This is a genomic window from Lacticigenium naphthae DSM 19658, from assembly GCF_000425865.1.
In the GTDB taxonomy this organism is placed as follows: domain Bacteria; phylum Bacillota; class Bacilli; order Lactobacillales; family Carnobacteriaceae_A; genus Lacticigenium; species Lacticigenium naphthae.
On the sequence record NZ_AUEG01000004.1, the window covers coordinates 153,962 to 168,149 of the forward strand.

The following is a 14,188-nucleotide window of genomic DNA, read 5'->3' on the forward strand; positions in this document are numbered from 1 at the left end:
CCATTCCATTACATAGTACCATAATCACAAGGCTTTAGCAAACTATATAGTCCTCAGTAAAAAAACCTTTTAAGCGTCAAATAACGAGAGTTGATTCTCGTCTGGCAATTCAGCTAAAACCCCGTTAACGGTTAAATACTCAATGACAGTTTTGGAAACTTTTCCTCTTTTGGATAAATCTTCTTTTGACAAGAAAGGTTGGTCTTCTCTAGCTAAGACTATCTGATTTGCAACGTTCTCCCCAAGTGAGGGAACCGCTCTGAATGGTGCAATCAAAGTATCATTTTCAATCACAAATTTTTCAGCATCAGATTTATAAATATCTACCATCTTGAAATGGAATCCTCTTTCCACCATTTCATTAGCTATTTCTAAGACTGTCAATAAGTTTTTCTCCTTGACAGACACATCCATTCCCTTGTCCATTATTTCTTTCATTCGTGCTTTAATCGCCTGTTTTCCTTTGGACATGACAACTAAGTCAAAATCACTCGCACGGACTGAAAAATAGGCTGCATAGTAAAACATTGGGAAATGAACTTTAAAGTAGGCTACTCTTAAAGCCATTAAAATATAGGCCGCGGCATGAGCTTTTGGGAACATATATTTTATCTTTAGGCAAGAGCCAATATACCATTCGGGAACTTCATTTTTACGCATTTCGCTTTGCCAATCATCTGGTATTCCTTTGCCTTTCCTGACATGCTCCATAATATTAAAAGCTAGACCATCTTCTATCCCTTTATGCTGCAGATAAAGCATGATGTCATCCCTACATCCAATAACTTGAGATAAAGGAATGCCTTTTTTGCTCATTAATTCCTCAGCATTCCCTAAATAAACATCTGTTCCATGAGACAAACCAGAAATTTGTAATAGTTCAGAAAAAGTTGTTGGTTTTGTCTGCTCCAACATCCCTCGAACAAAACGGGTTCCAAATTCAGGTATACCCAGTGTTCCTGTCTTTGAATAAATTTGTTCAGGAGTTACCCCTAAAATTTCAGTGCCACTAAATAATTTCATGACACCAGGATCATCAGTAGGTATTTCCTTTGGATCCATACCAGATAAGTCTTGTAACATTCGAATCATAGTTGGGTCATCATGACCTAGTATATCAAGTTTAAGAACATTATCATGGATTGAATGAAAATCAAAATGAGTTGTTTTCCATTCAGAGTTTTTATCATCCGCAGGAAATTGTATAGGGCTAAAGTCATAGACATCCATATAATCTGGAATAACGATAATCCCACCTGGATGTTGCCCTGTAGTTCTTTTGACACCCGTCAATCCTTTTGATAAGCGGTCAACTTCGGCAGAACGAAACTGAAGTTCATTATCTCGTTCATAGCCTTTTACATAACCAAAGGCTGTGCGATCGGCAATCGTCCCGATTGTTCCCGCTCTAAAAACATTATCTTCACCGAATAAAACTTTAGTATAATTATGGGCTTTTGATTGATACTCTCCCGAAAAGTTTAAATCTATATCCGGTACTTTATCACCGTTAAATCCAAGAAAAGTCTCAAAGGGAATATCTTGTCCGTCTTTTACCAATTGACTTTCACATGTTGGACATTTTTTTTCGGGTAAATCAAATCCTGAGCCAACCGACCCATCAGTATAGAATTCTGAATATTTACAAGTTGGACAACGATAGTGTGGCGGCATGGGATTAACTTCTGTTATTCCAGTCATTGTAGCTACAAAACTAGATCCGACTGATCCCCTTGAGCCAACTAAATAGCCATCTTCAAGACTCTTGTGCACTAATTTTTGGGAAATAAGATAGATCACTGAAAACCCATTTCCAATAATACTACTTAATTCTTTTTCGAGTCGTTTTTCAATAATATCCGGTAACGTATCCCCATATAGGCGGTGTGCTTCATTATAGCTTAGTGAACGGATTTCCTCATTTGAACCCTCAATTTTGGGAGTGTATAATGCCGTTTTAACTGGCGTTATATCGGAGTCTATCATATCAGACAATAGATTGGGGTTTTTCACTACGATATCTTGTGCTAATTCCTTACTCAGAAAATCAAATTCTTTTAACATATCATCAGTAGTTCTAAAATGAACTTCTGGATTCCTACCAACTGAATTCCTCATAGAATTTTGAGTTTCAAGTAATATCGACCGATAGACGGCATCCTCTGGATTAATATAATGAACATTTCCAGAAGCAATAACTGGTTTATTTAAATCTTTTCCTATATGGATCAAATTCGTTAATATATCCTCTAAATCTTTCTCACTCTTTACTAATTCATTATCAAGCAAAGGATAATAAACGGGCTTGGGCATAACTTCTATAAAATCATAAAACTTTGCTCTTTCTTTTGCTACTTCATACCCTTTTTGCATGATAGCTTCAAAAACTTCCCCTTGGTTACAGGCTGTCCCTATCAACAAACCTTCTCTCAATTTAACAAGTTCAGACCTTGGGATTCGAGGTACTCGATAAAAATAATCTATCATAGAAAGTGAAATGAGTTTAAACAGATTTTTTAGACCTGCTTGTGTTTGAGCATATATAGTAGCGTGGAAAGGTCTCGCTCTCTTGTAAGCATCTCCTTCACCCATATAGTTGTTCAATTCATCGTGCGAAACGATCCCATGTTGTTCATTTGCTTCTTTCAGAAATATCCAGCAAAGCTGCGCAGTAGTCTGAGAGTCATAGATTGCGCGATGGTGCTGTTCTAATGCAACACCATATTTTTTTGCTAAACGATTGAGTTTATGCGATTTTATAGTAGGGTGTAAAAACCTTGATAATTCAAGTGTGTCGATCACAGCAAGCTTATTCTTCTCAAGACCATGTCTCACGTAACTCGTATCCAAAAAGCCGATATCAAAGCTAGCATTATGGGCCACTAAAATTGAATTGTCAGCAAACTTTCTAAATAATTCGAGCACCTCTTTTTCCGTTTTTGAACCATGGACCATATCGTCTGTGATGCCAGTTAAACGAGTGGTTGTTTCTGAGAGGGGATGTCCTGGATCGATAAATTCCTCAAATTCTTCAACAATGTTCCCATTTCGCATTTTCACAGCAGAAAGCTCAATGATTTTATCATAAATTGCAGATAATCCAGTCGTTTCCACATCAAAAACTACGTAAGTTGCATCTTTTAATTCAATGGGTTTATCATTATATGCAATCGGTACGCCATCATCAACGATATTAGCTTCAATGCCATAAATGATTTTTATGTCATTTGCCTTCCCTGCTTGGTGAGCGTCTGGGAAGGATTGGGCACCTGCATGATCCGTAATCGCTATAGCCTTATGTCCCCATTTGGCTGCTTGCTCAACAATATCAGTGGTAGAGTTTGTCGCATCCATTTGACTCATATTTGTATGTGTGTGAAACTCAATTCTTTTTTCTCCGTTAATACCTGTGTCTTTTCTCGATTCATGAGCCCATTCCATTATGTCTTGAGCATTCATTACGAGATCACGCATGAAGGTGTCTTCTTGAACACTCCCTCGAGCACGGATCCACATACCTTTTTTAATTGCTTCAAATATTTTTTCATCATCTTCATTATTCGAGAATTTTTTAATAGAAAAAGAAGATGTATAATCCGTCATCTTAACAATTAACAATTTCCTCTTTGATCGTAATTCACGTACTTCTACATCAAAAACATACCCTTCGATCGTAACTCGTCTTTCTTCTTCTACAATTTCATTCATCGGTTTTATTTCTTCTTTTGCAATATTTCTACCAAGTCTTACAGGACCATTTAAACTGGAAGCATCTTTTTTATTGGCTTGAATTTCGGCTTTTTTCATTGATTCATGTGCACGTTCAGCCATTAGGGCTTGTTCTTTTTCTTTTTTTTCATTAAACATCTCAATATTTTTATTGCTTGCTTCTTCATCCACTACCGGAATGATTTTAAAGGTTGGAAAGCCCATCCGCTGATAGGCTCTTTCGATAGCTGGTAAAAATTGATCTAAGAATGGTTGCTTCATTACATCATTCTCAACAGTAATCGTTACCTTTCTATTTTTTAACACTGGGTACTGGTTAAGCAAAGTACCGTTGCATAGAGGGGAAGATACTTTACTCAAATCAATTGCTTTTTTCCAATAATTTGATAATAATTCATCAGTAAATACAGGACTCTCTGAACTCACTTCAATGCTTATGTCAGCTAGAGTGACAAAAGCATTATTTAAATGATCCATCAATTGAATAAATTTTGAGTAAGGAAGAATTGTAGGAAAAGTAAAGTGAAATTCCCATTCTCTTTTAACCTTATCCACGACTACTGCTTTAAGCACACCGCCATTAAAGTCTTGTGGAATTTTCCCGTCATCCTCGATTAAACCTATCTGCTCTAATAACTTCGCAAATAGTTCTTCTTTTTCCAAAGACATCAACAAGCTCCTTTCATACTTTAAAAAATAATAAAAGACTGGTTTTTTTTACCAGCCTCTCACCACGAAAACGAATTATTTATTATTATCTAATAAAATATTTATTGTTTCAAATAGTTCGTCTTTTCTTACTTCAATCATTTCTCCGGTTTTTCTGATTTTCACTTCCACTATTTGTTCTGCTGCCTTTTTTCCGACAGTAATACGTATAGGAATACCTATCAAATCTGCATCGGCAAATTTAACACCAGCTCTTTCTTTTCTATCATCCAATAAAACAGCTGTTCCTTTGGCATTAAAAGCATCGTATAAATCCAAAGCTAGTTTTCGTTGATCATCATTTTTAATTTGTATTGGAACGATGTGAACATCATATGGTGCAATGGATAGTGGCCAAGATAAACCATCCTCATCAGCATTTTGTTCTGAAACTGCCGAAAGCAACCGGCTAACTCCGATACCATAGCTACCCATAATTATAGGAATTGAACGGCCGTTATCGTTAAGTACTGTTGCATCCATAGATTCGCTATATCTTGTTCCTAACTTGAAAATATGACCAATTTCAATTCCACGTGCAAATTTTAATTTACCATTTCCGTCAGGAGAGAGGTCTCCTTCTTCCACCAAGCGAATATCAGTAACTTCACTGATGGTGAAATCTCTATTTAAATTAGCATTCATGTAATGATAATTTTCTTCGTTAGCTCCAATAACCATATTGGTCAATTGTTCAATATATTTATCAGCCACCACTCTGATTTCTTCGTTTATATTCATCGGCCCAATAAAACCTGGGTTCGTATTTAACCAATCATTTGTTTCTTCTTCGGAAGCCATTTCCATTGAAGTTGCTTGTAGATAATTCTTCAGTTTCACTTCATTGACTTGATGATCTCCACGTAAAAGTACAAGTACGGGTTCTTCATCAGCTATAAATAATAAACTCTTTACTATACGCGAACTATCTTTTTGTAATAATTCTGCTACTTCATCAATTGTTTTTGTATCGGGAGTACTAATTTTTTCTAATTCTTTATCTACTTCTTTCCAATCTTCATCAAGTGTTAAACTAGAAGCCATTTCCAGATTTGCAGCATAGTCACTCGAATCTGAGTAAACGACTGTATCTTCTCCAGATTCAGAAAGAGCCATAAACTCTTTAGAGTCTTGACCACCCATTGCTCCTGCATCTCCAATTATTGCGCGAAAATCAAGTCCACAGCGTTTGAAAATATTCGTATAGGCTTGTTCAAATAGACGATACGATTCGTCTAAGCTTTCATTGCTATCATGAAAAGAGTAAGCATCTTTCATCAAAAACTCTCGTCCCCTCATTAAGCCAAAGCGAGGTCTTTTTTCGTCTCTAAATTTATTTTGAAATTGGAACAGCATAAGCGGCAATTTTTTATATGATTTGATATCATTGCGAATCAAATCAGTGAAAGCTTCTTCATGAGTAGGACCTAATATAAAATCTCTACCATGTCGATCGTGTAACTTTATTAAGTCTTCTCCATATGTTTCAAACCGTCCAGACTCTCTCCATAAGTCCGTTGGCAGTAAAGCTGGCATAAGCATCTCTGCAGCTTCAATTTTTTCGAATTCTTCACGAATAATATTTTTTATTTTTTCAATAACACGGTTAGCTAGAGGAAGGTATGTGTAAATCCCACTAGATACTTGTCTAATATATCCCGCACGCAGAAGCATCTGATGGCTGATTATGTCGGCATCATTTGGAGTTTCTCGAAGTGTGGGTACAAATAATTTGGATTGTTTCATGAGGTAATAATCTCCTTTATTATTGCTGCCATGGAATTAGAGTGCGATTCTATGACAGAATCTCTACTGTATCATTTATTTAAATATACTTAGTTAAAAAAGAAACGTTGGATATCATTCCATGTAACTGCGATCATTAAAAATACAAGTAAGCCTACTCCAATAAGTGTAATAATTCCTTCTTTTTCTTCACTTATCGGTTTCCCCCTGATAGCTTCAATTAAATTCAATAATAGTTTTCCACCATCTAATGCCGGAATAGGCAATAAATTTATGATCCCTAAATTAATGCTCAGCAATCCTAACCAGTTAATAATACCAATGGTCCCCGTTTCAACAACGGTTTCCGTGGTAGCATAAATAGCTACTGGACCACCAAACATATTAACTGAAAAACCTTTCGTGAAAATAGAACCTAACGTAGTAAATATACTTGTGATAACAAAATATGTTTGGGTAAACCCGTAGGAAATTTTTGCTTGAAAGGACCGATCGATTTGAGCTTGTATTCCAATTCTTCCAATATTTTCTCCTGACTCAAGCGTTTGTGCATCAGGAACAATTTCAACTTCTTCAGAAGTACCATCCTCTTTTTCTACAGAAAAAACAAGACTATCTTCAGGATGTGCCTGGATTTTTTGAACCATCGCGTTCCAACTGGTTATTTCTTCATCGTCTATGCTGCGAACAATATCACCCGACACTAGACCGGCATTATCCGCTGGGCTATTGTCGACAATTTCACCTACAACAGGATCATTCACCAACACGCCGCCCTGCATAAAGGCAACAAGGATAAATGCTGCTATAGCTAAAAGTATATTATTCATTGGACCGGCAAAATTTGTAAGCATGCGTTGAAAAAGTGGAGCTGACTGAAATTGGCGGTCTATTGGAGCTATTTGTACTTCAGTACCGTCTTGTTCAATCACAGTTGCTTTCCTATTGATGGAGTACTGAACAAGCTTGTCAGGATCGCCACCTATTCGTCCCTTTATAAATAACTCTTTATCTAAGTCCGTCTCAGTGACTTCCAAAGGAACACTATCTGTAAGTATTTTTTTGCTGTTCGTGTTAATTTTTGTTACTTCATTTTCATCATTTAACAGGATCGTGATAGGCATACCTGGACGAATATCGGCCTGTTCATCGTATCCAGCCATGCGTACGTAACCACCCAAGGGAAGAATTCTAACTGTGTATGTTGTTTCATCTTTGTGATGAGAAAATATTTTTGGTCCGAATCCAATTGAAAATTCTCGAACGAGAATTCCAGCTCGTTTGGCAAAATAATAATGTCCAAACTCGTGTATAATTACTAGAATACCGAAAACTATAACAAAAGTAAGCATCGTATTGAACATAACGTCTTCCTTTCTTGCTAAATACTATTTTTCTAACTGATATTAATGATTTGCGCCAAAGTCATAACGAAGATAAGACTATCGAAGCGATCCAACATTCCACCATGACCGGGTAATAATTTCCCGGAATCTTTTACATTGAAATGACGTTTTAAAGCAGATTCAATTAAATCACCTAGTTGGCCTGCAATAGATAAAAGACCCATGAAAAGCAGCATAATAACAGGTGATGTGTTAAATGAATAAAAAGACGTATATAAAAGAGCGACAATCAAAGCAGACGCTGTCCCACCGATTGAACCCTCAATACTTTTATTCGGACTAATAGTTGGAGCTAATTTTCTTTTGCCAAATTTACTTCCTATCAGATACGCACCTGAATCAGTAGACCATACAACCAATAATATGAGCATTAATAAATGAATATCAATTGATCTAACTTCAACAAAAGATAAAAATCCTACACCTATATAAATCATTCCAAGTACAGATACCGCAGCATCATCAAAATTGTATTCGTTTTTAGAAAAAACAGTTGCAATAAGCAACACTAATATGACTCCAAATATAATATCGATATTTTGAATGTTTGTGAAGTGTTTCTCCAATATAGGATTCACTCGATTTGAGAAAACAATTAATCCCGTGCCTAAATAGGCAAATATAGATTCACTTGAAAACAATCCGATACCTTTCATTTTATGCAGTTCACTTAAAGCTATAATTGCAATAGCAGCTAATACCAATTCTAATATCCAAGATCCGGCTAAAACTACAGGGATAAAGAACATTAAAGCTACTATAGTAGTTATTATTCTCTTACTCATCTTTCCCCTCCTTAGTTCATTGTACTGATCCAAATCTTCTTTGCCTTTTTTGGAATTCTAGCAAAGCTTCATCTAGTGAATCACCATCATAATCAGGCCATTTAGTAACTGAAAAATAAAATTCACTATAAGCATTCTGCCATAATAAAAAGTTGCTTAATCGTTGCTCACCAGAACTCCGGATGAGTAGGTCAACGTTTTGGTATTCTCCAAGCATACTCGTTTGCAAAGATGATTCAATTAATTCTTCGGTAATATCATCAGTTTTAATTGTGCCGTCAATGACAGCTTGAGCTATTTTTTTTGTAGCAAAAACAATTTCAGCTCTTCCGCCATAATTTAACGCAAAATTCAAAATCATGCCATCGTTGTCTTGAGTTTCTTTAACTGCTCGATTAACCGCTCTTCGAGTAGTTATGGGCAATTTTTGAGTAAACCCAGTAACTTGAACTTGAATGTTATTCTTTTGAATTTCTGGCATAAAAGTATTGAAAAATTGAGAGGGTAATTGCATTAAGAAACGTACTTCTTCTATTGGTCGTTTCCAATTCTCAGTTGAAAAAGCATATAATGTAAGAACTCTAATGCCCCGTTTGCTAGCACGTATGGCAACTCTTCGGACAGCATCCATGCCCTCTTGATGCCCTTTGGTTCGTGGTAAATTTTTATTTTTTGCCCATCTTCCATTTCCATCCATGATTATTGCAACATGGTTAGGAATATTTTCCAGGGTCAATTCTTTAGTTGAGTTATCCAATTTCAACCCTCCATTGTCGTTTACACTTTCATAATTGTAGCAAAAAAAACAGGGAAATTATATAGAAAATCAAATTTCGTCCTTGTTCCTAACCAGCATTTTAATGACAAAGTATATTGTTCAAGCATTTTGCGAGCCTATGTTATAATAAAATTACACTAAAAGTTTTCAATTAGGAGGTCATAGTTGGATGAAACAAATGATAAAACGGTATGTAGTAGGAATGATTATTACTGCTATCGTCTCTAAGCTTATGTCTATGTTATTTAAATCGAGCAATTAACGATCGTTTAAAAAACATCTTTTAAAAAAAGAAGCAAACATAGCGTTTGCTTCTTTTTGATATTCTTAAACATCCATTATTTCTTTTTCTTTTTCTGCAGCCATTTCATCAATATGAGAAACGCTTGTGTTTGTCAGTTTTTGAATTTCTTCTTCATAATCTCGCAAATCATCTTTAGTAATTTCGCTATTTTTTTCTGCTTTTTTCAATTCATCCATCGCATCTCTACGAATATTTCTGATGGCAACTTTTGCATTTTCTGATTCTTTACCAACTTGTTTTGCAATATCTTTTCTGCGTTCTTCTGTCAATGCGGGAACTACTAATCGAATCACATTTCCATCGTTAGCAGGACTGATCCCGATGTCACTTTGTTGAATTGCCCGGTCAATGTCACTCAATGATGTTTTGTCGTATGGTGTGATAAGTAAAATGCGTGCTTCTGGAACCGATATTTGTGCAATTTGGCTCAACGGTGTACTTATTCCATAATATTCTACATTGATTCTATTTAACAAACTAGGGTTCGCCCGTCCAGCCCGTATTCCACCTAATTCCCGTTGAAATGATTCTTCTGCTTTTAGCATTCGCTCTTTCGTTTCTTTCAATAATTTATCACTCATAATTTTTTCCCCCTTACTGTAGTTCCAATTGTTTCTCCTAAGATTACTCTTTTAATATTTCCAGTTTCGTTTAAATTAAATACTACTAAAGGAATATTGTTATCCATACTCAATGAACTGGCAGTGGTATCCATAACTTGCAGACCTTTGTTAATTATATCTAAATGAGTTAGTTCATCAAATTTAATTGCCTTGCTATCTAATTTCGGATCTGCTGAATAGACGCCATCAACATTATTTTTTGCCATCATTATTACATCTGCATCAATTTCTGCTGCTCTTAATGCAGCCGTTGTGTCGGTAGAAAAATAAGGATTACCTGTTCCTCCGGCAAATATGACCACTCTGTTTTTTTCTAAATGACGAATGGCTTTTCTTCTAATATATGGTTCTGCGATTTGGCGCATTTCAATTGAAGTTTGTACGCGTGTAGGCACATCTTCATTTTCTAAAGAGTCTTGCAACGCGAGAGCATTCATAACAGTTGCTAACATGCCCATATAATCAGCTTGTGAACGTTCCATACCCATTTCGGAGCCAATAGCACCTCTCCAGATATTTCCTCCACCGACAACTATTGCCAGCTCAACACCTAAATCATAAACTTCTTTAATTTCTTTACAAATTTTTTGAATAGTTAAGGGTTGAATCCCAAAACCAGTATTCCCAGCAAGGGCCTCGCCACTAAGCTTCAATACAACGCGTTTATACTTTGGTTGAACCATCATCTCTACTCCTTCATTTTATACTTATTCTATTCTATCACATCAATCTATGAAGGACCTAAAAAGTTGTTCATTTTCGATGTAATTAAACTAGCTCCCAGCTCACTATTTAGAAAAAGGAACGCATCTTTTTAAGTGCGTTCCTTTAGTCCGTTATTCGCGGAACTTATTTTTTTAATTGGTTTTGGACTTCTTCCGCAAAGTTTTCTTGGCGTCTCTGAATTCCTTCTCCTACTTCATAACGAACAAAGTTAGTAATAGTAGCACCTTGTTCTTTCAAGTATTGGCCAACTGTTACATCAGGATTCTTAACATACGGTTGGTCTACTAAACTAATTTCAGCTAACCATTTGCTCAAACGTCCTTGTACCATTTTTTCAACGATATTGGCTGGTTTTCCTTCATTTTTTGCCTGTTCTGTTAAAACAGCTAATTCGTGGTCACGTTCATCTTGAGAAACTTCTTCACGCGTAACATATTTAGGGTTGATTGCTGCAATATGCATAGCAATATTACGTGCAACTTCTTCATCGGTTCCTTCTAATAAAGTTAAAACAGCGATGCGACCACCCATGTGCTCATAATCACCAAATACTTGATTATCATTTTTTTCTACACGAGCAAAGCGACGAAAAGTGATTTTTTCCCCAATTTTTGTTGTAGCATTAAGAATTTCAGAAGAGATATCTCCTTCGCCCATTTTAAGACTATGAGCTTCTTCGATATCTTTAGGGTTTTCAGATGCAATAATATCTGTAATGTCTGTAACTAATTTTTGGAATTGTTCATTCTTAGCAACAAAATCAGTTTCGGAATTGATTTCAGCAATAGCTGCTACATTTCCGTCAATACTTACATGTGCAAGACCTTCTGCAGCAATTCTATCCGCTTTTTTAGCTGCTTTTGAAACACCTTTTTCTCTTAAATAATCGACGGCAGCATCCATGTCTCCGTTTGTTTCAACTAAAGCTTTTTTAGCATCCATCATGCCAACGCCAGTCTTATCCCTTAATTCTTTTACTTGTGCAGCTGCAATTTTAGTCATTTAAAAATTCCTCCTATATGTCATTGTTTAAATTCTTCATAAAAAAAGAGACCGCCTCAATGAAAGGAGGCACCTCCAAGAATTTTCTCAGGGGGTTAATTGTCCACCATATTAAGACAGTCTTTTTTCTTACGCTTTACTCAGCGTTATCTCCTTCAACAACTTCTACAATTTCTTCTAAAGATTCAGCTTGTGTTTCTTGACTTTGTGAGTTTGATGTAGCTTCGTCTGAACCTTGATTTCCTTCAATGAAAGCATCTGCCATTTTTGAAGAAAGTAATTTAACAGCACGAATTGCGTCATCGTTTGAAGGGATAATAACATCGATCTCATCTGGATCACAGTTAGTATCTACCATAGCAACGATTGGAATATTTAATTTTTGTGCTTCTTTAACGGCAATACGTTCCTTGCGAGGGTCAACAATGAACATAACATCTGGAAGGCGCGGCATATCTTTGATTCCGCCTAAGAATTTTTCAAGACGTTCTTGTTCCTTTTTAAGAAGTCCTACTTCTTTCTTAGGAAGAACATCAAAAGTTCCATCTTCGCTCATTTTTTCAATAGATTTCAAACGTTTGATACGACTTTGAATTGTATCCCAGTTTGTTAGTGTTCCACCTAACCAACGGTGGTTGATGTAATATTGTCCAGCACGTTCTGCTTCTTCTTTTACTGCATCTTGTGCTTGTTTTTTTGTTCCTACATATAATACGATTCCGCCATTTTGTGCAACTTCACGCATATACTTGTAAGCAGAATCAATCATACGAACTGTTTTTTGCAAGTCGATGATATAGATCCCGTTTCTTTCTGTAAAGATGTAAGGTTTCATTTTCGGATTCCAACGACGTGTTTGATGTCCAAAATGAACACCAGATTCTAGTAATTGTTTCATTGTTACTACTGCCATAATAATTCTCCTCCATTTAGGTTATATTTTTCCTCCTCTAATTTCAACTGCACGAAAACTTATCGGCAAAAATAAGCACCTTCCGTACTATCCATTAGAGTGTGAAATTAGTGTTTTTAACACCGTTTACTATTATATACATAATTTGACTAAATTGCAACAGTCATAATGCTTTAAATTTTTCAATTGAAATAAAGTTACTTCTGTTATCGTGCTTTTCAACACAAAAAGAACTTGCCAATTCAAAGAATATACCTCATACTTTATAAAGTATAATCGTTTTAAGAAAGGATGACGCAATTGTTTTATACATTTCTAAAAGAATTAGTCCGATTTATATTATTGATTATCAATGGAAAACCTGAGGTGAAAAACAAAGCTATTTTACCTCAAGATGACAACTACATTTTGGCGGCTCCTCATAAATCGTGGTTAGATCCCATCTACATTGCTATAGCAGCTAGTCCTAAAAAATTTAGTTTTATGGCCAAAGAAGAACTATTTAAAAACCCTATCATGAAATGGATTCTCACCCACATGAATGCTTTTAGTGTGAGTAGAAAGAATCCGGGACCTAGTGCTATCAAAATACCTGTAAAAATTTTAAAAGAAACAAATCTCGGCTTAATTATCTTTCCATCAGGAAGTCGTCATTCAGAAGACTTAAAAGGCGGAACATTGACGATAGCTAAGTTAAGCGGAAAACCAATTATTCCTGTAGTTTATTCTGGCCCACTAACTTTCAAGGATTTGTTTACACGAAAAAAAACGTACGTCGTTTTCGGGGAACCTATTCACGTTGAACGAAAAATCAAACTGAATAAAGAAACCATCAGTGAGTACAGCGAACAGTTGCAAAATGCTTTCGATAGTTTAAATAAAGAATAACCCTTACTACAATGCTGATTGACAAAACAAAAAAAGCAGACCTGAATAGAGCTTCTTCACATACGTTAATTGTAATATACTGAAGGAGCTACAGCTAATTCAAAGTGTAAACAATTATAGCAATTGGAGAGTATACACGAAAGATAGTCACAGACAATCAAAGAGTATTGCATGGCATTCTGTATTTGTTAAGTGAATGTTGGTTCTACTTTTCGGAGTACATTGCAGAAAGTGAAGTTCATAAAATAAGAAGAGGCTAGGACTTTTGTCCTAGCCTCTTCCTACGTTTAGTCAAGGCAAAAGATTAACTAACAATCCTATTTTCAAAAGAGTGATTGTTAATTCAGACAAAAATGCATACCAAATAAGCCTCAGCCTTTTTATATTTTTCTGAGAAGGTTCATGCTATACTACAGGTATATTATGGGTCTTAGAGACCGTGTGCGTGTAAGCGTACGAGGTATGGTTCCTTACCATGGAATGCATACATTTCAGGAGCTTGTTCATACAGGCAACTGTGGCAACCTTATCCTTCTTGGGGGTGGGTTGCCTTTTTAGTTTATAATAATAATCAACGATG

At 35.8% G+C, this 14,188-nt stretch carries 10 protein-coding genes and 1 pseudogene; 1 reads left to right on the forward strand and 10 read right to left on the reverse strand.

Annotated features, from left to right (window positions below; all coding sequences use genetic code 11):
- Nucleotides 1-69: 69 nt before the first annotated feature.
- The 9 genes from H626_RS0105745 to rpsB all read right to left on the reverse strand — a co-directional run bounded on the left by H626_RS0105745 (nucleotide 70) and on the right by rpsB (nucleotide 12,720).
- Entirely contained in the window at nucleotides 70-4,398 is a 4,329-nt protein-coding gene (locus tag H626_RS0105745; RefSeq protein WP_027108503.1) for a PolC-type DNA polymerase III, read from the reverse strand.
- Nucleotides 4,399-4,473: 75 nt separating this feature from the next.
- The gene (locus tag H626_RS0105750; RefSeq protein ID WP_027108504.1) at nucleotides 4,474-6,183 is read right to left on the reverse strand and encodes a proline--tRNA ligase; all 1,710 of its coding nucleotides are present in this window, start codon (nucleotides 6,181-6,183) and stop codon (nucleotides 4,474-4,476) included.
- An 89-nt stretch (nucleotides 6,184-6,272) separates the two neighbouring features.
- Nucleotides 6,273-7,547 carry an RIP metalloprotease RseP gene (gene rseP / locus H626_RS0105755; protein WP_027108505.1) on the reverse strand — a complete coding sequence of 425 codons (1,275 nt, stop codon included), beginning with the start codon at nucleotides 7,545-7,547 and terminating at the stop codon, nucleotides 6,273-6,275.
- A gap of 32 nt (nucleotides 7,548-7,579) precedes the next feature.
- Nucleotides 7,580-8,374: a phosphatidate cytidylyltransferase gene (locus H626_RS0105760; protein ID WP_027108506.1), complete on the reverse strand. Its 795-nt coding sequence runs from the start codon at nucleotides 8,372-8,374 to the stop codon at nucleotides 7,580-7,582.
- Between the two features lie 16 nt (nucleotides 8,375-8,390).
- Nucleotides 8,391-9,131, reverse strand: coding sequence for an undecaprenyl pyrophosphate synthase (locus H626_RS0105765; protein ID WP_027108507.1), 741 nt, complete (start codon nucleotides 9,129-9,131; stop codon nucleotides 8,391-8,393).
- 348 nt (nucleotides 9,132-9,479) lie between these two features.
- Nucleotides 9,480-10,037: a ribosome recycling factor gene (gene frr, locus H626_RS0105775; protein WP_027108508.1), complete on the reverse strand. Its 558-nt coding sequence runs from the start codon at nucleotides 10,035-10,037 to the stop codon at nucleotides 9,480-9,482.
- The gene (pyrH, locus tag H626_RS0105780) at nucleotides 10,034-10,762 is read right to left on the reverse strand and encodes a UMP kinase (protein ID WP_027108509.1); all 729 of its coding nucleotides are present in this window, start codon (nucleotides 10,760-10,762) and stop codon (nucleotides 10,034-10,036) included. Before pyrH ends, frr begins: the two co-directional genes overlap by 4 nt.
- A 166-nt stretch (nucleotides 10,763-10,928) precedes the next feature.
- The gene (gene tsf / locus H626_RS0105785; RefSeq protein WP_027108510.1) at nucleotides 10,929-11,807 is read right to left on the reverse strand and encodes a translation elongation factor Ts; all 879 of its coding nucleotides are present in this window, start codon (nucleotides 11,805-11,807) and stop codon (nucleotides 10,929-10,931) included.
- Nucleotides 11,808-11,943: 136 nt separating this feature from the next.
- On the reverse strand, nucleotides 11,944-12,720 hold the full coding sequence (rpsB, locus tag H626_RS0105790; protein WP_027108511.1) for a 30S ribosomal protein S2: 777 nt from the start codon (nucleotides 12,718-12,720) through the stop codon (nucleotides 11,944-11,946).
- A 300-nt stretch (nucleotides 12,721-13,020) separates the two neighbouring features.
- On the opposite strand from rpsB, the gene H626_RS0105795 reads away from it, so the two are divergent.
- The gene (locus H626_RS0105795) at nucleotides 13,021-13,608 is read left to right on the forward strand and encodes a lysophospholipid acyltransferase family protein (RefSeq protein ID WP_027108512.1); all 588 of its coding nucleotides are present in this window, start codon (nucleotides 13,021-13,023) and stop codon (nucleotides 13,606-13,608) included.
- A 405-nt stretch (nucleotides 13,609-14,013) separates the two neighbouring features.
- On the opposite strand, the pseudogene H626_RS11635 reads toward H626_RS0105795, so the two are convergent.
- A pseudogene (locus H626_RS11635) lies at nucleotides 14,014-14,188 on the reverse strand (IS110 family RNA-guided transposase); the annotation flags it as partial.